Consider the following 22223-nt stretch of genomic DNA (forward strand, 5'->3'; position numbering starts at 1 on the left):
TTCTGATCCCAAACTGGGAGAGCCACAGAGCAGATCCCGAAGAGAAGCAAGAACACGCGAGTGACATCAGACATCGGAGCGGTAAAGCAGCCCGAAAGCGTTTGACCTTGAACCGCCGAATAGAGAAGTGCAGGAAAAACGCCCTTCGTCAGCTACTCGTCAGCTACCCAGCCTATCCAGGCAGACTAAGCATTCTCAATCTGATTGGACGTGGGATATGACAGGCATTGGCGGAGCTGGGAAATCGCACGTTGGGGGTTCTGGAGCCGACACCACGTCAGAATCGAGCAGTTCGCGCTCGGAGACACGTCTTGCCCCTAGGGAAGGCAGCCAATCGTTCGACTCCGTCGTGGAGCGGATGCGCTCCCGACCTCAAGATAGAACGGCGCCGCTCGTGAGCCAGCCACCAATTTCGGGTGTGGCAGTCCCACGAGGCGACGAGATCAAGGCAGCAAAACGAAAAATGCGCCGCCTATTTGAGGAACTTGACGCTCGCCGCAATGCGGCTATGCAAGCCCAGAACTCGACGGAGGAGGCGCAGGAGCGGATTGATCAGCTCATCGGTGCAGTCTCAACAGTTCTCGACTACTACGCGAGCCTGCCCCCGCAGGTGGCGCGTAGCATTCTGTCCGATGATCAAGTTCGTCGACTCCGCGACGAGGCGGTCAATGCAGCGGGCCAATGCAACAACCTGGCTTCCGCGACTATCTACGAGTTGGAGGCGCGCAGGAAGGGTGCAGCAGGCGTGCTCGACAAGCTGCGAGCTGACAAGGCTTCGCCCGACCAGCTGAACCGGGCCGCTTCAAGTGTGGCGAAGCACTACGTAGCCTGCATGGAGTGGTGGGGAAAGAAGGCATGGCGCATGGAACGGATGCAGTCCGTCTGCGCCGCCACTGCCAACTTGCCAAGCGCCACGCCCGAGATGCGGAAGGCCGAAGCGGCGGCACTGCGCCATAGTACCGGCTGGGCACTTAATACGAAGGTCATGTATCTGCACTCGCGGATCGCTCTCGCGCAACTTAAGATCGAGTCTCAGGCGAGTACGGTCGGACCAGCCGTGAGGCACATCCTCATGGGTGAGGACGGGCGGGTGCATCTGCTGGGAACCTTTATCAAGGATACACTTCCGGCATTCGTTTCGACGAAAGATGCTGTTATGAACAGCAAAGGACAAGCACTCGACGCAGAGCACTGCGCCGTTCTGGAAGGAGTCATGGAGCGGCTTTCGGAATTTGCATCAGAGGTGCATGGCATTGTTACCGGGCTAAGGGATGCGGGAAAGGGCTCCGAACTTCCATTGGAACTGTTGGACCAGATCGTCGAAGGTGCTTGGGGCACCGCGCACGAAGTCACGCAACTCCTGGCAGCGCAGCCAAAGACGCCAGCCATGATTGAACTGCCGGCCCGGGCTGCGATACTGGAGAATTCTCCCGTAATGGCTGAGGGCCACGCGGCGCGCAGGAAGGGAAAAGGCAAGCGCACACCAGCCGCAGGCGAGGGGAGTTCGACGGCTGGGCTGCCCGAGTCCAAACTCGCCAAGCGCGACGCGGACACTGCCCCGACAGCCAAGATTATCGTACTCTCGGATCTGGGTACGAAGAAACTCGCGAGCGCGGAGGAGGCACACGCGAGGGCGTCAGCGTCGGCAGTCGGACATCTGGAGATGTGGCAGGCTCCACCCTCCAGGGAAGCACTGACCGGATTACTCGAGCGATTGGACGAGCTGCTGCAGTTCGATCTGCCGGCTCAGCAAAGCGCCGTCTCGCAAGCGCGCCAGATGAAGCCCGAGAACGCCGACCACGTCGTGGATCTCGTCGTTAAGCGCCTGCAGAAGCAGTCCGCCGAGATTGAGGCCTGTGTGGCCGCGCTGGAGGACCCTCGCCGACGCGTCCTCCTCACGCCCGTGCAAGTGCGCGAAGTGCACGACAAAACAGTCCGGCTCAAGGCGATGTTGTCCCAAGCGCAGGGACAGGCAAACTCTTTGAACGCCCGAAAGACAGCGATCATGATAGATTGTATGAAGACCTACGCCTTTCCGTCGCAGAAGTACCTTGAACAGCTCCGGGCGGCCGAGGAACTGGCGCCCGTGGACCGACCGCGCGCCTTGAAGAGCGAGCCAGGGACACTGTTCGAGATCAGGCTGCAGCCCAAAGCGCTGCGCAACGGTGCGACGCCAAGCCCGATGTGGGTGCACATCCATACGAATCGGCCGGTATATGCGGGGCAGTTGGCGACGCTGGATGATGCCGACTTCGCCGCCTGCCACGTGAAGTCCAATGAACAGCGCGGCCACAATCGGCAGTGGCAGAACGCCCGGGCTGCGATGGGTCACGAGAATGTCGTGATTCACCGTGGCAAGCTCACGCCCACGTTCTGTAAGTCCTTGTTGAGCATCTCCGCACGGTATCCCCTTCCCGAGGCGGAGCACGCGTCGATACAGTTCGCGCGCCTCGGGATGTAGTTACCTGAGTGTCTCGCGACAGAGTGTCGCTGTGGTGACGCCATCAAGTAGACCGTTATCACCGAGAGGAAATCGTTGACCAGCGTTAATGTCGCCCAGAAGTCAGGGGAAGAACTCGCGATCAATGATCCTACTTTCTTTGCCAAACGCACTTTGATTGTCGTGCCGGACGAGAGATGGCCGGCTGCCTACGCTGGCCGCGGGCTGGTGACATCCGCTGAGGTCGTCAAGTCCCATTCGGACTTGACGACAGGTAAGGATCGTGAAGGAGGACACGCCGCTCGACTGCTTGGGCATCCTGCAGGTCACCCGGGTGTTTGCCCCCGGCTCTTTGGTTGCCGTCCCGACCGGCGAACAGAAAATGCCTGATGGTAACTTCGACGGCGACACCGTCATCACCGTCGCGGACCGACCGCAGCTCTATGAGCAAGTGCGCGAGTTTGATGAAAAGGGGCACGCTCTCGGGCTTTCGTCGCTGAAGCCGCCAAGGTCGCGTACCCTGGCCCTGGACGGTGACAACGACCAGTTTGGTCACGCTAGCCAGATCCGGGCTGCGACGCGAAATGTCCTAGAGACCTACAGCGGCCTGCAGCGAAACTCTCTGGCTCAGTCCCGTGAAACACGATGCTGGTTTGCTGAGCGCGTCGTCTTTGGCACCTAATGATCTTCACGGAAGGCCCGCAACGGAAAGGCCTGCGTGCCGAAAGAAGCTGGTGATCATCTTGGGTCGGCGTTTCAGGCGGCTGAACTCGCGACGGGCCAGACGATGCAGGTCGTCGACTGAGCCAGGCAGAGCGTTCGCCATGGCACGCTTGACGAGCGCATTGCATTGCTCCTCGGGATCGAGCTCTGGTGCATAGGCCGGCAGATAGGCCGCGGCATAATCCTGCGGTTGGGCCGCAAGGGAGGCGATGGTTGCTCGTGAGCGGTGGGCATTCAGCCGATCCCAAACCAAAAGCAGCGTCGTGCCGACCTTCTGGCGGAAGAAGCGCAATGCCTGGATGACACAGCGGCTCGAGGTGCTCGTGCGGACGTGGCGCGCATAAAGCCTCCCATCCGGCGTGATCGCCACGATGCTCGACACCTCCCGCCGTTTGCTCACCCGCCGCAGCACCGGGGTCAGCCCGCGCCGCGCCCAGGTCGTGCCCTGCGGATACCGACGCAATCCGTCCATGTGTACCGACTTGAAGTCGTCCCCGGTTCCGATTTGATCCCGTCCACCCTTCCGACTTGAAGCCGTCCCTCCTTCCGATTTGATCCCGTCCAGGGATCGGTCTGAAGAACCCTGCTGCACCGGGTCATCCGATTGGGGCATTGCGACCTCTCCACCAGAGAGGACGCGATGCCAGCAAACAGAGAGATGACCATGCGACAGATGCGGCAAGTGCTGCGGCTCCACGCCAGCCAAACCAGCGATCGCGAGATCGGCCGGATTGTCGGTGCGGCGCGCTCGACCGTGCGCGATGCCATCCAGCGGGCCAAGGCGGCCGGGCTGGCCTGGCCCCTGCCGGAGGACCTGACCGACGCGGCCCTGGAGGAGAAGCTGTTCGCCCGGGCGGGCACCCGGGTCGGAACGCGCCGCCGGCCGGAGCCGGATTGGGCTCACCTGGTCCAGGAACTCAAGCGGCCCGGCGTCAGCATCGCCATCCTGCATGAGGAGTACCGGGCAGACCATCCGGACGGCTACGGCTATTCGCGTTTCTGCGACCTGGTCCGCTCCTTCGAGCGCCGCCTGACGCCGACCATGCGTCAGCATCACGTCGCCGGCGACAAGGTGTTCGTGGATTACTCGGGCAAGAAGCTGCCGATCGTCGATCCACTCACCGGCGAGATCCGCCAGGCCGAGATCTTCGTCGCGGTGCTCGGCGCCTCCAACCTGACCTATGCCGAAGCCACCTGGACCCAGACCCTGCCGGATTGGATCGAGGCGCATGTGCGCATGTTCCGGTTCCAGGGTGGCGTGACCAAGCTCGTCGTGCCGGACAACCTGAAGAGCGGCGTCCACAAGGCCTCGTTCTACGATCCCGAGATCAACCGCAGCTACGGCAAGATGGCGGCCCATTACGCGGTCGGCATTTTGCCAGCCCGACCGCGCCGGCCGAAGGACAAAGCCAAAGTCGAGGCCGGGGTGCGCTTCGCCCAATCCTACATTCTCGGTCGCCTGCGCCACCGCACCTTCTTCTCGCTCCAGGAGGCCAATGCCGCGATCGCCGAGGCCGTCGAGCGGATGAACAGCGTACCCATGCGCCGGCTCGGCGTCAGCCGGCGCCAGTTGTTCGAGACGATCGAGAAGCCGGCCCTCGCACCCCTGCCGGCCGAGGACTACGTCTTCGCGCAGTGGCAGTTCGCCCGGGTCGGGCTCGACTACCACATCGAGGTCGAGGGCTTCTTCTACTCGGTGCCATTTGGCCTCATCGGCCAGCAGGTCGAGGTGCGCGTCACCCAGCGCACGATCGAGGCCTTCCACAAAGGCGGACGCGTCGCGGCCCACGCGCGGCGTTATGCGGGACGGGCGCATGGCACGCAGGCCGAGCACATGCCGAGCTCGCATCGCCGCTATGCCGCCTGGTCGCCCGAGCGCTTCCGCTCCTGGGCGGCGTCGATCGGCCCCAACACCGAGGGGCTGATTGCCGCCATTCTGTCCGCCCGCCGCCATCCCGAGCAGGGCTTTCGCACCTGCATCGGGGTTTTGCAGCACATGCGCGGCATCCCGCAGGAGCGTGTCGAGGCGGTCGCGGCCAAAGCCCTGGCGATCCAGGCGCTGACCTACAAGAGCATCGTGTCGCTTCTCGACACCTACCGCGAGCGCGCTCCCGCCGCCGATACGCCCGTTCTCACCCACCCCAATGTCCGCGGACCGGGGTATTTCCACTGACAGGAGACCGACCATGTTGATCCATCCCACCCTCGACCAGCTTCACGCGCTGGGCCTGCACGGCATGGCCAAAGGCTTCAAGGCGCTCAGCGCCACTCCCGAGGCTGACGCGCTCGGCCATGCCGAATGGCTCGGCCTGATCCTCGATCATGAAGTGACGACGCGGCAGCAGAAGCGCTGCGAGACCCGGGCCAAAACGGCCAAACTGCGCCATCCCGCCAGCGTCGAGGATGTTGACTTCCGGGCCGCACGCGGCCTCGACCGGGCGCTGTTTCTCAAGCTGGCCACCTGCGACTGGATCCGCGAGCGGCGCAATCTGTTGATCACCGGCCCGTGCGGGGTCGGGAAGAGCTGGCTCGCCTGCGCCCTGGGACACCGGGCCTGCCGGGAGGACCTGTCGGTGCTCTACCATCGTGTGCCACGGCTGTTTGCGGCGCTCGATCTCGCCCGCAGCGATGGCCGCTACTCTCGCCTGTTACGCAGTCTTGCCCGGGCCAAGCTGCTGATCCTCGACGACTGGGGTCCTGAGGCGCTCACCGGCGAGCAGCAGCGCGATCTGCTGGAAATCGTCGAGGACCGCTACGATGCCGGTTCGCTGCTGATCACGAGCCAGGTGCCGGTCGAGAACTGGTACGCGATGATCGGCAGCGTTCCGACGCTGGCGGACGCCATCCTCGATCGGGTCGTGCACAACGCCTACCGGATTAATCTGACCGGCGAGAGCCTGCGCAAGACCCGCCACACGCCAGCCGACGCTTGACCAGCGTCACCACCTCAACCACCATCCATCACTGACCCGAAGAGCGGCGCTCAGGTGGACGACTTCACCTCGGACCCATGGACGGCTTGAAATCGGAATGCCTGGACGGCTTCAGATTGGACGAAGTGGACGGCTTCGTCGGTATCCTCAGTGCCCGGCCGGATCCGGAAGCTGTGGCCCGTCTCATCCATGAGCAGGAGGGTCCGGTGCTCCCGCTGCGCCTTTTTTTCTAGGACGGCAAAGCTAGCTGGCAGGCCTGCTGTTCGAGAGCTGCCAGGTAAGCGATGCGGTGAAATCCGTGCTCACGATCACGCGAAACGCGCACCTTGAAACATCCGACAAGATCAGGTCCCTTCAGAGAAAGCTCTATCGGAAGGCGAAGGCGGAGCCCGCTTTCCGCTTCTACATCCTCTACGACAAGATCTGTCGCCAGGACATTCTGCGCCAGGCCTACGCGCTGGCCCGCTCCAATGCGGGAGCGCCGGGGTGGACGGTGTGACCTTCCAGCAGATCGAAGCGTCGGGGGTAGAGGCGTGGTTGGCGGGCTTGCGCGAGGATCTCGTCTCGAGAAGGTACCGGCCCGTTCCAGTGCGGCGGGTGACGATCCCGAAGCCGGGGGCGGCGAACGTCCGCTCGGCATCCCGACGTGGAAGGCATAATGCACCTCATGCGGTAAGCGTTGGGGGTGTCGGATGAAGGTGTCCTGATTTGGCAATCCAGGTCCGGAGGCGTTGATCCAAGGCGGCATCGATCGTGATCGCGTACGGGCCTTTCGGCCTGCTTCGCGTAGGGGAGATAATACCGCGTGCGATCCAATAATGAACGACCCAGAGGCTGACGCCATAGCGTTCCCCCACTTGGCGCACGCTGAGGCTGCCGGCCGGCGGTTTGGGCGCAGAAATCCGGTGCTTGTAGCGGATCCATCGGATGGCGCCGACCGTGAAGGGCTTGCCTGTCGCACTGCGCTGACCTTCCGCGCGCAACAGGGCGACAATGTCACCATCAAGGTGATCGATTGACAGCCCGCGAATGCGCGCGACAAAGGCCTCGGGATACCGGATCGCCTCAGCCCGGTTCTGTGGCAGCCGGAGTGGCAGGATTTCCGTCTCGCCCCCTTGCCAGCGAACGTGCAAGCGGACGATCTTCGGCTCCGGTCCCCGCGTCACGGTGATGTCGCGCACCAGCAGGCGCAGGATGCGCTTGCGGTCCCGTGCCGTCGTGGTTGGCGCCGACCACAGGCGAGGAAAGTTCTGGGCCAGCGCGAGGATCTGGCGCTTTTGCTCGGCGGTGACGGCGCGCATCGTCTTGTGTTCAAAGGCCGCGAGCTCGGCTTCGAGATCATGCAGGCGCTGCAGGGCGTCGTTCCAACGTGTTTCGAGCGTCGCGGCGATCAGCCGGTTGGCGGGATCGACAGCTTCGTAGCGCCGCTCCGCCAGCTCGGCCTCGTAGCGCGCCCGCTCGATCCGCATCCGCCACTGCGCGCCGACCTCGCGAGCTCGATCGTTACCGGCGTGATGGCGCTGACCAGGCGATCGGTGATGGCCTGATCGAGCGGCGCTGACGGGACACTGAGGCAAGCGCGGGGTGCCAAAGCCTCGCGGTGCTTCCACACACATTGATAAATCGGGTAGATCCCGCCATTGCCGGTATATCGGACGCCGAGACGGCGACCGCACACGCCGCAGAGGAGCAAACCTTGCAGGAGGCACAGGCCTTCGCGCACGGGACCAGGAAGCTCTTCGCCATTGGTGCGATTGGCCGCCAGACGCTCCCGGTTGACGACGAACCGGTCGGCACAGATATAGCCCTCGTGATGATCGGGGATCACGATGCGCCAGGCGTCCTGCGGCATCAAGCGCGACCGCGAGCGGATCTCCCCGGAGGGCTCGACCTCTTTCGACGATTGGTATCGCCCGAAGACATACATGCCGGCATAGGATGGATTGGCCAGGACGCCGAGCACCCGCGAATGGGTCAGCCGGCCCCAAATCAGCTTGCCATCCCAGGCGCCGCCATACGCCCGGCGTGGGAAGCGCAACCCGAGTTCATTAAAGCGTTGGACGACGCCAAAGGCCGTGCTCTCGCGGGCGAACAGATCGAACACCATGCGCACGGCACCCCTGACCTCCTGGTCGGGGTCGATCACAATCTGATCACCGTTCCAAACCAGCCCGACCGGCAAGGCGAAGCGCAGCTCACCCTTGGCAGCCTTGTTGAGTTTACCGCCGTGGAGGCGCGCGCGGATGATGTGCAATTCCGCCTGGGCGAAGGTCCCCTTCATGCCGAGGATCACGCGAAACGCGCAGCTACTGGACCACCGCCTGTCAGAATTGCCCGCTCAAGAGCCGCTGCACCACCGCTCCGCAGCGGCGGATCACGCGCTGGGAGCATGAGGATGTGCTGGAGGCGGTGCCGCGCCGGCTCGATCTGAACCCAGGCGCGATGCGCCAGCGGCGGATGGTGGTCGAGCATCCGTTCGGCACGATCAAGCTGCGCATGGGTGCGGTTCACTTTCTCCTGAAGCGGCTGCCGAAGGTGAGGGGCGAGATGGCCCTGAACGTGCTAGAGCGCGTTGACATTCATTTGGTCCAGATGAATCATTTGGTCCAGATGAATGCGCTGACGAGGCAAAGGAGTGACATGAACGCCCGTGGGGTCTGTTCGTAGCGGGTGGCGATGCGCCTGAAGTGCTTGATTTTCAGGAAGAAGCGCTCGACGAGGTTGCGCTCGCAATAAAGGGCATAGTCGCAGGCGACTTGCGGCGATGTTGTCCTGGGCGGGATGACCGGCACTGCATCCTGGCTCTCGATGGCCTCCCGCAATGGCTTGGCATCGTAGCCCTTGTCGCCCAAGACATGCCCGGCGGGAAGATCAGCGATCAAGGCTTCAGCCTGAGTGATATCGCTCACCTGTCCCGGCGTCAGGATGAAGCGGAGCGGATTGCCCAAAGCATCGACGACGGCATGGATTTTGGTGGTCAGCCCGCCGCGGGAGCGTCCGATCGCACGAGCCTCACCCCCCCTTTTTGCCCGCCGCATGCTGGTTCGCCCGGACAATGGTTGAGTCGATCATGACGTATTCGAAGTCAGGCTCATCGGCCATGGCGGCAAAAAGCCGATCCCAGACGCCACTCTTGGACCAGCGCGAGAAGCGAACAAAGGCGCTGTTCCAGTTGCCGAAGAGATCCGGCAGATCTCGCCACGGTGACCCAGCTCGAGCCAGCCAGAGCACGGCTTCCACGAACAGCCGGCTATCGACCGCCGTTCCGCCAGGATCCATGCGCTTGCCCGGCAAGTGCGGTGCCATTCGATCCCACTGGTGATCCTTCAAAATCAGACGAACTCCGCGCACCAAAGCCTCCGCTCCTAAAAAGAGCTTGAACCAGAGTTGCGAGTCCGTGGGAATCCTGAATGTCAACGCGTTCTAGCTTTGCCATCCAATTTTTTCTAACACCCGTCAGCTTATCGAAAGCTGGCGGCTTTAGCTTGCGGAGGTGGATGCCTACACGGCATCGCCGCCCGTCGACAAGTGAAGATAAACGCCGGAGTACCTGATGGTCTCAGCAATTGGAAGTTTTGGCCGCTTCGGTGGATGCTTGGCCCGTGCAGGAGGCCATGGAACGTCTGATCCTAACGGGCCGGCCCGAGGGCACGGACCGACTGCCAACCCGTCCGCTTCTGGTGACTGCTCGCAAGCTGCATCTGAACAAGAAGCTTTTGAACTAGCTCTCAGTTCCGTTGCGCTCACTACAATAAACGATGTCATGGCTGATGCCGAGGAGGCTATGGCAGAGACCGAAGAGGATACCTGACGCTGGATAGTCGTCGTCAGGAACCAGCGTGCCGTTGATGACGGCACAATTCGAAGAAAGGAAAGCAATATGTCTAAGGTTGGACGTGGCAATGGTGGCGGTGGTAATAATACCATTTCGACTTCTGGGAGCAAAGAAACCTCATCTTCTGGGGCTGCTGCGTTTCAGGGCCAACTTAAGGAGCTGGCGAAGGTTAGCGCGGAGGCTACGTCTAGGAGTATGGACCTGCGCGTTCTTACGACGCAGCTCACGACAATCAAGAAGGTGGCGGACGAACGCGTTTCGTAATGCCAAGAGCGGTCCTCAGGTAGTCTCGATCGCACCACTTGGTGGTGCGATGTGGAACTGAAATGAGCCGCACGGCAATTGCCGTGCGGCTCTTCTCCCTGTTCGGAAGAATATCTTTGAACGACGCGGTTTTCCTGCATTTCGAAGTTCTATCGGGCCTCTATTGTGGGCTGACCGGACAGTTGGCTCCAGGAACGAACGTAATTGGTAGTAGCTTTGATGCCGACATAGTCTTCGTCGAGCAGGGACTCGCGCCGCATCATCTTAGTATCACTCTTCGTGTCAATTCGATCGAGGTCGAGGCCCTTGCAGCCGGATGCAATGTGGAGAGCAGCGGGAACATTGCCGCGGGCGAGTGTAGTGTTGTTCCTCTTCCAGCTGTCACTGACCTAGGCGCGATGTCGATACTTTGGTCAGTACAGGGTGCAGAGCCAGCTGGTTCAAGCATTGCGCCCCGCCTCTCGATCCCTGTGCCAGCCTTGGTGTTACTGGGTTCGATCGGGATCGGAGCGGTCTCAGCGATTCTCTCCTACTACGGCAGCGCCGGGGCATTGAGCGCCAATTCACCTGATGCCAGACCTGAATCCAAACTGACCTACAACCTAGGTGATAATCAGACTATAGTCGCGGCGGCCAGAGACATGCAACAGGAAGTTGACAAAGCAGGCCTGCTCAACATTAAGATCGGCTCCGCAAAGGGTGTTGTTACCGCTGAAGGCACCGTCACGTCTGCATCCGCCACGAGTTGGCAGCAGGTTCAGCAGTGGTTTGATCAACGCACGGAGGGCGCTCTAACACTGGTCAATAGAGTGATAACCAAAGAGGAGAAGTCGCCGTCCGCAATCGCAATTGAAGCGGTTTGGCGCGGGCCCTCGCCGTATGTTGTCGTCAAGGGCGAGAAGTATTTCATCGGGGCTCTTTTGGACGATGGATGGACAGTCGATCGGATCGAGGACAGGCGCGTGCTGCTGAGCCGAAATGGCCGTCTCGCTTCTCTCGCGTATTAAAACTTTCCGGGCTCTCAGGAAAAATTAAAGGAGAACTCCGATGGCCAAGCGGCCACACCGACCCTGTCGCCTTCGGAAAATCGGGCAGTGCGTGAGGGCGTTGTCGTCCTGCGGAGCCAGATGCGGCGGGTGCTCTCGCCCCGTCAGAACCGGAAACAGTTTGGCCGGAGGCAAGCCAATGGCGGGACGGAACCCAGCGCAACGCTCCAATGGAACCGGCCGCGTCTCCAACACCGGTGGTGTCGTGCTTATACCCAAGCCGCAGCGCAATTTGCTCGGCACCCTTTCCTACCTCCACCTTGCATGCCTGCGGAGTGCGCGAAACCTGCTCCTGCTACGGTTCGCTACTCATGCTGAGTTCCGGGTTGTTCAACTGTTGCAGTTTCTCGCCTATGCGATCATCTCGGACGGCTTCGGCGGTGGGAGCCTCACGGTCCTGGACAGAATGAATGCACCCGGGGACCAGCCGTTTTCGCGACCTTTCAGTCTCAAGCGTAGTAATGCGTGGTGAGTCTTCGAAAGCTGCGAAGCAGAATAGCGATCCTCAAACGATCACGAAGGGAGCCTCCATGGCCAACATCATGCGTAACCTGATCGAGCGCGTGCCGGCCCGCCCGGACCTAGCGGTCGCTCTGATGCTGCTCCTGGCCATAGCTATGATGGTAACGCCAATACCTGTTGTAGTGATCGACGCCCTGATCGGATTCAATATGGGATTGGCCATACTGCTGCTAATGGTTGCTTTGTATATCAGCACGCCACTTGAATTTTCCTCTTTGCCCGGCGTCATCTTGATTTCAACGGTATTCCGTCTGGCGCTCACCATCGCGACGACGCGAATGATCCTAGCGGAAGGGGAGGCAGGTAGCATCATCCACACGTTCGGTGAATTCGTGATCTCAGGCAATATCGTGGTGGGTATTGTCATATTTCTAGTCGTGACCATGGTGCAGTTTATCGTCCTCGCGAAGGGCGCCGAACGGGTGGCAGAAGTGGCAGCGCGCTTCACGCTCGACGCTCTGCCGGGCAAGCAAATGGCGGTCGCCGCTGAGTTACGGAACGGCCAAATCGATGCCGACGAGTCGCACGCACGGCGCGGCGCACTGGAGAAGGAAAGCCAACTTTACGGCGCTATGGATGGGGCGATGAAATTTGTGAAGGGCGACGCCGTCGCCGGGCTGTTGATCATTTTCATCAACATGCTGGGTGGGATCTCGATTGGCCTGCTTTCGAAGGGTATGCCCTTCGGCGAGGTGCTGCGTCATTATACCCTGCTGACCATAGGTGATGCGCTAATCTCGCAGATTCCCGCCCTGCTGCTCTCAATCACCGCGGCGACCATCGTAACTCGTGTAATCGGGGCAGGGAGCCTCAACCTTGGGACCGACATAGTCAATCAACTCACGGCCAGTAAACGAGCATTGCGGCTTGCGGCCGCCGTCTTGGTTGCGATGGGGTTCGTTCCTGGTTTTCCTCTGCCAGTCTTTCTTATCTTGGCCGCGATCTTCGCAGCGGTAAGCCTCGTTAAGGGTAATATCTTAGGCGTGGGAAACGTCGATGCCACAACTGCAGCGCCAGTGGAGCGTCAGAACCAAACCATGCCTGCGGAGGCATGTCCGATCGCCATCTTCCTTGCGCCGAACCTTATGCATGCGATCGACCAAGTCGAACTACAACAGCACATTGCACGCGTTTCGCAGCTAGTCTCGGCCGATCTCGGCATTATCGTTCCCCGCATCCCTGTCGCTGCTGATCGTCAGTTGCCAGAGTCACAGTTCAGGATAGATATCGAGGGTGTGCCGGTCGAGCAAAACTCGACTAGTCCGACACAGTTAACGCTTCAAGACGATCTTGCGAACGTTGAATTGAGCGGCATTCCCTTTCAGCATGATTCACAAACTAACGTTACCTGGGTCGAACAAAGCCATGCACCGGCTCTCAAGGCTGCGGGCATCGGGCATCACCAACCTACCGAACTCCTCGCGTTACGTGTCCAAGCGACGTTGACCCGCTATGCACCGCGCATGATCGGCATCCAGGAGACCAGCCAGCTGTTGGGCCGGATGGAGCAGGAATATGCTGATCTGGTGAAGGAGGTGCTGCGGACGACACCGATACCTCGGATTGCCGATGTACTGCGCCGCCTGCTTGATGAAGGTGTCCCGATCCGCAACCTCCGCGCCGTCTTGGAGGCACTTGCCGAATGGAGCGAACGTGAGCAAAGTGCCGCCCTTCTAACGGAATATGTGCGATCTTGTATGAAGCGCCAGATCTGTCACCGCTATGCCGGCAGACATGGAATCTTGGCCGCCGTCATCATCGAACGTGAGACTGAGGATGTGGTGCGCAATGCGGCTCGGGATTCGGCTGCAGGCCCCAATCTCGTACTAGAGGACCGGCAACGCGAAGCGCTGCTGTCACAGATGCGTCAGGTTCTTTCCAGCACGGCGCCGGATCAGACTAGCCCTGTCGTATTAACTTCGATGGATGTCCGACGCTTCGTCCGCGGTTTTCTCATCCAAAACGGGATCAATCTCACTGTGCTATCTTACCAGGACCTTGCGCCCGACTTCACGATCCATCCTGCCGGATCCGTTACGCTCCGCCTGGAGACACTAGTAGACCGTGAGGGGAAGCTCGCGATGTCCGCATTGCCGTCAACTGATGGCCAAGGCACTTGATGGAAGGTAAGAAGCAGACATGAATTGGCATGGGAATAGAGGCTCTGCGACATTGCTTTCCTTTCGCTTGAAATCAGTTCTCTTCGCCGTACTCGCCATCCTGCCTCTGGGCGGTTGCGCGAGCTTGAATAAGCCAGATCTTTCAGTTGAGGAGACGTCATCCCCAGCGTTGCTTGGCGCCGATCACATCGATCCGGCTATGCGCGAACGCATTATGCGCGCAGTCGTTCAGAAGTCTCAAGTGCCGACTTCGCGGAATTTGGAGCAGCATCCGGATAGTGTCGATGCGGCGATCAGTCTTACGAATGACCTGCTGGCGCAGAAACGCCAGCAAGAGGCGCTTCAGGTACTCGATAGCGTCTTAGTTGCGGACCCGGATAACTTGCGCGCGTTGAATGCGAAAGGAGTTGTCTTGGATACTCAGGGGCGGCATGACGCGGCACAAGCGCTATATCGGCAAGCCCTCAAACGGGAACCAGGAAATCAGATGGTGCGACACAATCTTGACCTGTCCCTGACGTCTGACGGGAAGTCTGAACCGAGCGCGTCGGCACCGTCGCAATAGCTGTGCACTGCACCAGACGCGATGCGCCTGGACTTGCTTCGAAAAAGATACTGCTGGCGAATTCGCTTTGGAGCTTCCGAGACGGCTGCCAAGCTTCCAGAGCGGACCACCGGCGCTCTGCATTCGAGCGCTGCAGATCAGCTCTCTGGCTGCGAATGAAGCGGCAACATGCAATTCGCCAGCAGTATCGAAAAAATGGAGAGCCTCTCATGAAGCAGGAGGACTTCCATGCCCCACACGCGCTTTACGAAGGAGTTCCGGGACGAGGCTGTGCGGCTCGCCCTGACCAGCGGCCGCAGCCGGCGCGAGATCGCTGCGGATCTCGGCATCGGCCTGTCGACCCTGCGCCACTGGCTCGATCGCCGTCGCGAGCGTGCGATCGACGATCCACCCGAGGAGCGACAGGAGGACATGGCCGCCGAGCTGAAGCGGCTGCGGCGCGAGAACGAAATTCTGCGCCAGGAACGGGAGATCCTCAAACGGGCCACGGCTTTTTTCGCCAAGGAGGGAAGTCGATGAGGTTCCACTCATCGATGCGGCGAAAGAGAGCTTCCCCGTCACCCGTCTGTGCCAGGTGCTCGGAGTGAGCCAGAGCGGCTACTTCGCCTGGAGATCCCGTCCGGCCAGTCCGCGCCAGAGAGAGGACTTGGTGCTGCTGGCTCATATCCGCTCGGCCTTCGCGCGTTCGAAGGAGACCTACGGCAGTCCCCGTATGACTTGCGAGTTACGGGGTGACGGGCTGCAAGTCGGTCGCCGTCGGACCGCTCGGCTGATGCGGGAGAATGGGCTCAAGGCCCGGCAGAAGCGCCGCTTCAAGCGCACCAACGATAGCCACCATGCCTTTCCGATCGCGCCCAACCTGCTCGAGCGGGACTTCTCGGCCGAGCGCCCGAACCAGAAGTGGGCTGCGGATATCTCCTACCTGTGGACGAACGAGGGCTGGCTGTACTTGGCGGTGATCCTCGATGTCTTCGCCCGCAGGGTCGTCGGCTGGGCGGTGAGCGATCGCCTGCACCAGGAGCTGGCTCTCGAGGCGCTGCGCACGGCTCTGGCGGTCCGGCGACCGGGCAAGGACCTGATCCACCACAGTGATAGTAAGTATGCCCTTACCAGTGTTCCTGGGCGGCCTGACCCTCACAGCGATAGACCGTTTAGAGTGGCTGGTGCCGCAAGGTGTCCCGGCGTGGGCCTGACCCACACTCTGATCGACCAGATCCGTGTCTTTCCCCGGACCTGTCGGCCGCCCGGGAGCCTTGCGGTGAGGTTTGCCTCACCGATGCATTTGACCCAAGAAGGGCCTGACTTCCTGTCGCGTTGCTGTCCTGTCCAGGCACCCGGTCTCGGTAAACCGTCGGTCCAAGGTCTGCCTGGGAGAGCCGGTATGGAAGTTCAGGAGGTTACACCGCATCTCGTCGTAGGTGGCGTCGACACGCATAAAGATCTTCATGTCGCCGCTGTTGTCGACGAACACGACCTGTTCTCGGGACCCAGTGCTTTGCAACAACACGAAAGGCTATCGGCAGATGCTCGCCTGGATGCGGTCGTTCGGACAGCTGCGGTGCATCGGCGTTGAGGCCACAGGCACCTACGGCGCCGGGCTGCTGCGCTCCATGCAGAACGCCGGTGTCGAGGTTCTCGAGGTGACGACCCCGGAGAAACAGGACCGGCGCAAGCGTGGAAAGAACGATGATCTCGATGCTCAGAACGCCGCCCATGCGGCCTTTGCCGGCAAGCGCACCGTCACGCCCAAAACCCGTGACGGGATGATCGAGTCCCTCCGGGTCCTCAAAGCCTGCCGAAAGACAGCGCTCGCCGCCCGCCGTGTCGCGCTGCAGATGATCCACAACACGATCATCTGCGCACCCGATGATCTTCGGGACACCTTGCGCAAGATGACCCGCATGCAACTCGTCAGGACCTTGGCGGCCTGGCGGCCGGATCTGACAGATTATCGCGACGTCATCTCCGCCCACAGGATCAGTCTCAAGTCGTTGGGTCGCCGATACCTTGAACTGCACGATGAGATTGCTGACCTGGATGCTATGATCGGTGCCATCGTCGATGAACTCGCCCCCAACCTCGTGGCCCGGAACTCGATTGATCACGCAGGGGCGGCCCAGCTGCTCCTCACAGGCCGGCGACAATCCGAAACACTTACACTCTGAGGCCGGCTTTGCCGCCCTTTGCGGTGTCAGCCCGGTTCCGACCTCGCCCGGCAAGACGACGCGCCATCGCCTCAGTCGAGTGGGCGACCGAGCCGCCAACAGCACCCTGCACATCATTGCCATCGGCAGGCTCCGGACCGACCCGCGAACCAAGGCCTACATGGCCAAGCGCATGGCTGAGGGCCATTCCAAGCTTGAGGCGATCCGGCGTCTCAAACGCTACATCGCTCGCGAAGTGTTCACCCTAATCGGCCAGCGGCAATAGGAGATCAACCAGGCTCGTATCACCGCTTGACAAACAGAAGGGCGTCCGCGGCAGCCAATATTGTGCGACGGCCTATCAGGCGGAGCTGGAGAAACATAACATCCGGATCTCCATGTCCGGAAAAGGCAATTGCTTCGAGAACGCCGCTGTCGAGAGCGTCTTCAAGAGCTTGAAATCTGAGCTGATCTGGCGCACCGTCTTTGAGCTGAGAGCCGAGGTCAAGCAGGCGATCGGCTGGTGCATCGATGGCGTGCGCCATATCACCTGGCGCTGGATCCCTTTCGCAGAAAGGAGGGGTTTGGAAGAAATGACCCTTGGGCCAACGGCTTACCTGGCGGTCAAAACCAAAGGGGACAGTAGCATGCCGTCGAAGCGGAAATGGTCCGAAGACGCTTACGGCCATGGTCTGCAAGGCCCGCGCGATAAGGTGAGAGCCGCATTGCTCGAACCTCAGCCTCCAGTGATGCAAATGTACATCCCTCGACACAGCGTCTGAGGTCGGGGCCACCGCGATGGAGCGGCAAAGCCGTCGTCGCTCGAACCTTCCACGCGATGGACGATGGGGAATAACCCCATTCAAGGAGACGGACGAGGCACCTACGTCGCGCTCGGGACGTCCAGCATCAAGGGAATATGGGATCGCCCACCGCGCCGCGAGGCGCAGGGCGACGGAGCCACCGTAGTACTCTGAGGACGGGAAAGCCGTCCACATGGGGAAGGGTGGCAGGTGTCCTGAAACCCGAACGGCGAGGTACGCGAGATGCGAAACGCCAAAACCGTGTTGGGAATCATCCACAACCGCTCTGCGGTTGTGGAGGACACTGGAGAGCCGGGTGCTCCTAACAGCGCAAGCCCGGTTCGGGGAGAGGCGGTTGGAAAAGTGCCGGCGACGGCAACTCGCTAGCCGCCTACTCTACTTTTACAACCCGCCCACCGCCATTCGACACTCGATTATGTCAGTCTGGTTCAGTTCGAAAGGCCGGCCGAATAGCAAACAAACCGCTCTCCATTAAACTGAAGCAAGTCCAGACGCGGGGTGCACCCCTGGGAGGTCGATTTGCCCTTGGGTTCTGATCGTCTCCGCCGACCAATGCGCAATTCGAACGGCTGCGCAGCGGAAGCACCGGTCAGGGCGATGCTCAACCACCGCATCCAGCCTGGAGTTGAGGATCCGGCTGTGGCCGTCGCGGCCGGGTTTGAATCCGCCCGGTTTGGAGCGCTCAGGCTGCTCCTCGCGACCCGTCGAGGGCGGTTCGGAGGATTTGCGTGGGGTCTTTTGCAGTGCCTGCAGTCGCGCACAAGCTCGATCTGCTCTTCCTTGATCAGACGCTCAAGATCGCTGCGGCCCATAAAGACATGGGATCAGCGAAGCCCGACTTGTGCAGGGGAATGGCTAACTACAATATGACTGCGGCCTGCGCGGCCGTCCGGCGCTGTGGTCACATCTATACTAAGCGTGCAGCGTAGAGCGCTTTCGCGACAGGCGCGAAGTATTGCGCAGGAATGGCGTCGCCCAGCTTTGTTGCGCTGAAGAGCTTATGCGCAAGCACATCATCACGACCGATGTGGACACGTAGCGCCCGCGCTTCAGTTAACATCTTTGAAGCAGCCTCGCCCTCGGCGCGGCAAACCAAGATCGGTACACCAATCTCGCCACGAATGTAACGCAGACCGACGAGTACAGCCTTCCCGGTCACGAGCAATGTGGCCCGCTGCACCCCCAGCGCAGGCTCGTGCGCAGCCTCGTCTCGGAGGCGACGTCTTTCACTCTTTAGTTCCGGGGTACCTTCCTGATCCTTGGACTCGCGCATCACTTCGGTCCTGGTCATGCGCATTTCGCGCAGAAACAAAGCACGCTGCACCAGGAGATCGGTCAGTCCACCGACAAGAAGGGCAGCGGCTCCGATTTGGCTCAGCAGCTTCGCTCGCGTAAACACGAGGCTGATACAGCCCATGCCGCAGATCGGAAGATAGACCATCGTCTTCCACGTGCCGAGAAGGAAGAGTAGAAAGGTTGCGCTCAGGACCATTGCTTTGAACAGGGTCTTCCCAACCTCCACTGCAGAACGCGCCGACGCCATGCGCTTCAGTCCATGGAACGGATTGATTTTGTCGAGATCGAGCGTCATCGCCTCCAGCGAGAAGACAAAACCACCGTTGGACATTAATCCGGTTACTATTACCGCAGCCATGAGCGTCCCAAGCAACGGGCCAACAGTTTCCAACGTGAGTTCGATGAGCAGGATCAATGCCTGCCGGACCGCTATACTGAAGGGGAGATTCTGCAGTTTGTCTACCAACAGTAGCGCCTCGTGGCATTTGTCTTGTATCAAGCTGCCTCTTAGCCAGATGTAGCCGAGCCCAGCGCATGTGGCGGCCGCACGGACGAAATCGGAGCTGCGCGCAATCTGCCCTCTTCGGCGCGCTTCGTTTAGCTTGTGCGGGCTTGCGGCCTGTGTCTTCTCCTCACTCGTCTCGCTCATTTCAGCAGCTTGCCCAACCACTCAAGCGCGCCACTAGCTGGTTTGATCTCCAGTCTCATTCCCACCACCAGATACGCAGTATAGGCAGTCATAATAAAGGGGAATGCGATATTCTTGATGACCGGAGACAGTTGGCTCGACTTGATTTGCGGCGCAAAGCGCAGAAGTATCATCACCGATATGTCAACCAGCAACAGGAAGGACACTACAGGCCCGGAGACCAACAAGGTCGTGAGCATGATGTGGTCGAGGAGCCCTAACAACTCCATTGCTGCCTGGGCGGTCCGTATGGGCTGAAACCGATACACAGGCCAGATCTGAAAGCTACCATAAAGGGCGCTGGCCACAACCTCCAACCCTTCCGAAGCGACGAAGATCGTAATAGCCATGATCCCAAGAAACATTCCCATCACGGAAGCCTGACTGTTCGTTGAGGGATCGGACGGAACGGACGGGCTGGTGATGCCACGTTGGTTGTCGATAAACTCACCGGCCGCCTGGAGGCTCCATAAAGGAATGCCGAGGAAAGTGCCAAGTAGTAGGCCGACAAAGATCTCCTTCACGCCGAGCAGAGTTAACTGGATCAGACGTGTTTCAGGATCCAGTGCCTGCAACCCGTCACTGACGAACGGCAAGCATGGGAGCCCAAAGGCAACAGCAAACGAGCCGCGGATCAGCCCGCTGATCTGAGCCCGCGCAAATACAGGAAGCACCACCATAATGCCTGTCGCCCGAGCCGCGCCAAGTCCGGCTGCAGCGACGAGCTCGATAGCCGCATGGATCAGGTTTTGCATCTCGGCCGATGACGCAGTCATGGTGGAGGCTGGTAGCTAGGAGCGATTGCGGGAAATTCCGCAAAGATTTGGTCGGCCAGCCCTATCAGCGGGGCGCTCAGCACAGGGGCAAACAGGCCAATCACCGCAACTACAACCAGAAGCTTTACGGTGAGGGGCAAGCTTTCATCCTGGATTTGCGTCGCCGCCTGGATGATCCCAATGACCAGGCCAACAATCACCGACGCGATCAGCGGTGGCAGAATCCAGATCATGAAAACCATCAACGACTGGCTCACAAGAGTAACAATGCTGGACTGAGTAATAATCAACCTCCCGGTGCGGCGTAACTCAATACAAGTCCCTGCATCAACCTCGACCACCCATCAATAGCGACAAACAAAAAGAGCTTGAAGGGAACAGATATCACTGTCGGGGATACCATCGACATGCCCATCGCCATCAGAATTGCCGTTACAATTAGATCAATGACGATAAACGGAAGATAGAGAAGGAAGCCTATTTCAAATGCGCGCTTGAGTTCTGAGAATAAAAACGACGGCACGAGAACGGCAATATCATCGGGTGTGGTTCTGGCGCGCATTTCCTCAGGCCACAGTTTTTCTGTCGAGGACTGGAAGAAACGGCGCTGCTCTAGATTGGTAAACTTCTTGAGATACTCACGTACGGGCTCCCGCCCCTCTTTAGCGGCGGTTACCCAGTCGTCTAGTGTTTGATAGCGGAGCCTCGAGTCGGTCATACGATTATAGGTCTGTTCAATAACAGGTGCGCTGACGAAAATGGCGAGGATGAGTGCCGCAGCGTACAGCACTACATTCGGTGGGATCGTCTGGGTCCCGAGCGCATTGCGGACGAGGAACAGAACAACCGAGATCTTTACAAACGCCGTGGTTGTGACGACTGCTAAAACCAAAAGGCCGAGACCGGCTGTCACCGCAAGAAGCGATAGAATCGGCGGCTGAAACTCAGTCATTGCTTGCCAACCTGCTGCGGAGTCTGACGCCCAGCTCGTCTCCGACCCGCACGATGTCGCCCCGACCGATGAGCCGACCGTTGGCCAGTATGTCGACGGGACCATCGATCGGCCGTCCGAGCTCGAAGACATGCCCTTCACCCGCGCTCCTCAATTCCCCTAGAGACATAGGCCAGCGGCCGCATTCAAACACAAGCACGATTTCGACATCGTCGAGATCGGCTTCCGATCGTTCTTGCCAGGATTCGGGTTGTGTCGTCATATCCACATTCTCCAAAGGGTGCGATCGCGGGCGGAAGGGCCCCCGCAGTATTAAGTTGTCGCCCTCAATGTCTGCTCCGGCCCATGACCGGCCCACGGACAGGATGATCTGGCCGCGGCCAAACGGCGATATGTCTGGCAACAGAGCATCGCCGATACATGCTTTGCGAATAAGCGCTACCGGAACGCAGAGCGTACCGATTACTCCTGCAACTATGGCCGGCAGCTCCGGGGAGACCTCGCGCGGCTGTCGCGGCAACTGGCCGACCAGTTCGCCTAACGCGCGGAAGGCAGACGGCACCAAGCTGTCAAGAGGAGAGAACAGGAACAGACGGCCCTTGCCATCGACTGGGCCGAAGACGAGATCAAGCTCTAGATAAGGAGCCAGTGTCAGGGCTTCACCCACGCCTACAAGCTGTATGTTCAGCTGCGTCTGATCCTCCAGTCGTGTCAAAAGCGGCTCGAGCGCGAGTTCGAGAACGAGCGAAGCAGTTGGCTCGGAAGGCAAAGCAAGGCCGCTCTGTACTGTTGAGACGAGCGCCTGTACAAGTCGTTGTGACAGTGACAAGACGATCGTTTCAGCTCCAACGCGCCAAACGCAGTCAAGCATCGGAACAGCGGGAGATTTCTGCTGCCAAACAAGCCCTTGTATCCGCACCGACAGGGGCGTGTCGCTGATCCGGCTCTGAAAGGCCCGCCGGGGGGATGCTATAGCATTGAGCCACGAGACGACCTCGTGGGACAGTCCCAGCGCTGGTTCGAAGATAGCGGGTCTGACCAAAGCAATTACCAAAGTGGCTCTAAGCTGCACAATCGCATCATTCAGGAACCTTG

16 protein-coding genes and 5 pseudogenes are annotated in these 22223 nt (G+C 60.3%); 12 read left to right on the forward strand and 9 right to left on the reverse strand.

Annotated elements, in window-relative coordinates; translation table 11 throughout:
* Positions 1–217 precede the first annotated feature (217 nt).
* Complete coding sequence (locus tag U0023_RS27935) at positions 218–2461, forward strand: hypothetical protein (protein WP_040639321.1); 2244 nt, start codon at positions 218–220, stop codon at positions 2459–2461.
* A 262-nt stretch (positions 2462–2723) separates the two neighbouring features.
* On the forward strand, positions 2724–3122 hold the full coding sequence (locus tag U0023_RS27940; protein WP_009494079.1) for a hypothetical protein: 399 nt from the start codon (positions 2724–2726) through the stop codon (positions 3120–3122).
* Between the two features lie 6 nt (positions 3123–3128).
* Here the strand turns inward: U0023_RS27940 and U0023_RS27945 are convergent, their stop codons facing one another.
* On the reverse strand, positions 3129–3635 hold the full coding sequence (locus U0023_RS27945) for a transposase (protein WP_052600691.1): 507 nt from the start codon (positions 3633–3635) through the stop codon (positions 3129–3131).
* 192 nt (positions 3636–3827) lie between these two features.
* On the opposite strand from U0023_RS27945, the gene istA reads away from it, so the two are divergent.
* The 3 genes and pseudogenes from istA to U0023_RS27960 form a co-directional block, all read left to right on the forward strand.
* The gene (gene istA / locus U0023_RS27950; RefSeq protein ID WP_195904271.1) at positions 3828–5336 is read left to right on the forward strand and encodes an IS21 family transposase; all 1509 of its coding nucleotides are present in this window, start codon (positions 3828–3830) and stop codon (positions 5334–5336) included.
* 13 nt (positions 5337–5349) lie between these two features.
* Positions 5350–6096, forward strand: coding sequence for an IS21-like element helper ATPase IstB (gene istB / locus U0023_RS27955; RefSeq protein WP_009494081.1), 747 nt, complete (start codon positions 5350–5352; stop codon positions 6094–6096).
* Between the two features lie 307 nt (positions 6097–6403).
* Positions 6404–6743, forward strand: a pseudogene (locus U0023_RS27960) (group II intron reverse transcriptase/maturase); the annotation flags it as partial.
* Between the two features lie 18 nt (positions 6744–6761).
* On the opposite strand, the gene U0023_RS27965 reads toward U0023_RS27960, so the two are convergent.
* Together U0023_RS27965 and U0023_RS27970 are read right to left on the reverse strand one after the other, a co-directional pair.
* A complete protein-coding gene (locus U0023_RS27965) occupies positions 6762–7565 on the reverse strand; it encodes a hypothetical protein (protein ID WP_052600406.1) in 804 nt (267 codons plus the stop codon).
* On the reverse strand, positions 7487–8377 hold the full coding sequence (locus U0023_RS27970; protein WP_009488789.1) for a recombinase family protein: 891 nt from the start codon (positions 8375–8377) through the stop codon (positions 7487–7489). Before U0023_RS27970 ends, U0023_RS27965 begins: the two co-directional genes overlap by 79 nt.
* Before the next feature lie 20 nt (positions 8378–8397).
* Here U0023_RS27970 and U0023_RS27975 point away from each other — a divergent pair.
* Positions 8398–8661, forward strand: a pseudogene (locus U0023_RS27975) (transposase); the annotation flags it as partial.
* 32 nt (positions 8662–8693) lie between these two features.
* Here U0023_RS27975 and U0023_RS27980 read toward each other — a convergent pair.
* Positions 8694–9402 (reverse strand): IS5 family transposase gene (locus tag U0023_RS27980; RefSeq protein WP_085985121.1). Its coding sequence is split into 2 segments (ribosomal slippage): positions 8694–9111 and positions 9110–9402, totalling 711 coding nucleotides; the frame shifts between segments, so codons are not numbered across the junction.
* Positions 9403–10311: 909 nt separating this feature from the next.
* Between U0023_RS27980 and U0023_RS27985 the strand changes: the two genes are divergently transcribed.
* From U0023_RS27985 to U0023_RS28010, 6 genes and pseudogenes are all read left to right on the forward strand, one after another.
* Positions 10312–11202, forward strand: a complete 891-nt coding sequence (locus tag U0023_RS27985) for a SctD/MshK family protein (RefSeq protein ID WP_040637791.1) — start codon at positions 10312–10314, stop codon at positions 11200–11202.
* Positions 11203–11771: 569 nt separating this feature from the next.
* A complete protein-coding gene (gene sctV / locus U0023_RS27990; protein ID WP_009488805.1) occupies positions 11772–13883 on the forward strand; it encodes a type III secretion system export apparatus subunit SctV in 2112 nt (703 codons plus the stop codon).
* Between the two features lie 19 nt (positions 13884–13902).
* Positions 13903–14448: a tetratricopeptide repeat protein gene (locus U0023_RS27995; protein ID WP_040637787.1), complete on the forward strand. Its 546-nt coding sequence runs from the start codon at positions 13903–13905 to the stop codon at positions 14446–14448.
* Between the two features lie 228 nt (positions 14449–14676).
* Positions 14677–15628, forward strand: a pseudogene (locus U0023_RS28000) (IS3 family transposase); the annotation flags it as partial.
* A gap of 201 nt (positions 15629–15829) precedes the next feature.
* Positions 15830–16878, forward strand: a pseudogene (locus U0023_RS28005) (IS110 family RNA-guided transposase).
* A gap of 46 nt (positions 16879–16924) precedes the next feature.
* Positions 16925–17128 (forward strand): annotated as a pseudogene (locus U0023_RS28010) (DDE-type integrase/transposase/recombinase); the annotation flags it as partial.
* A gap of 1195 nt (positions 17129–18323) precedes the next feature.
* On the opposite strand, the gene U0023_RS28020 reads toward U0023_RS28010, so the two are convergent.
* Genes U0023_RS28020 through sctQ form a run of 5 tightly spaced genes read right to left on the reverse strand, consistent with a single transcriptional unit; the run spans position 18324 to position 22200 of the window.
* On the reverse strand, positions 18324–19361 hold the full coding sequence (locus tag U0023_RS28020) for an EscU/YscU/HrcU family type III secretion system export apparatus switch protein (protein WP_009488817.1): 1038 nt from the start codon (positions 19359–19361) through the stop codon (positions 18324–18326).
* On the reverse strand, positions 19358–20176 hold the full coding sequence (gene sctT / locus U0023_RS28025; RefSeq protein ID WP_009488819.1) for a type III secretion system export apparatus subunit SctT: 819 nt from the start codon (positions 20174–20176) through the stop codon (positions 19358–19360). The genes U0023_RS28020 and sctT overlap by 4 nt, the downstream gene beginning before the upstream one ends.
* Positions 20173–20418 (reverse strand): EscS/YscS/HrcS family type III secretion system export apparatus protein, encoded by a 246-nt coding sequence (locus U0023_RS28030; RefSeq protein WP_009488821.1) that lies wholly within the window; start codon positions 20416–20418, stop codon positions 20173–20175. The genes sctT and U0023_RS28030 overlap by 4 nt, the downstream gene beginning before the upstream one ends.
* A gap of 44 nt (positions 20419–20462) precedes the next feature.
* On the reverse strand, positions 20463–21128 hold the full coding sequence (gene sctR, locus U0023_RS28035) for a type III secretion system export apparatus subunit SctR (protein WP_009488823.1): 666 nt from the start codon (positions 21126–21128) through the stop codon (positions 20463–20465).
* Positions 21121–22200, reverse strand: a complete 1080-nt coding sequence (gene sctQ, locus U0023_RS28040) for a type III secretion system cytoplasmic ring protein SctQ (RefSeq protein ID WP_154660877.1) — start codon at positions 22198–22200, stop codon at positions 21121–21123. Before sctQ ends, sctR begins: the two co-directional genes overlap by 8 nt.
* Positions 22201–22223 lie beyond the last annotated feature (23 nt).

Source organism: Microvirga lotononidis, assembly GCF_034627025.1.
Taxonomy (GTDB): Bacteria; Pseudomonadota; Alphaproteobacteria; order Rhizobiales; family Beijerinckiaceae; genus Microvirga; species Microvirga lotononidis.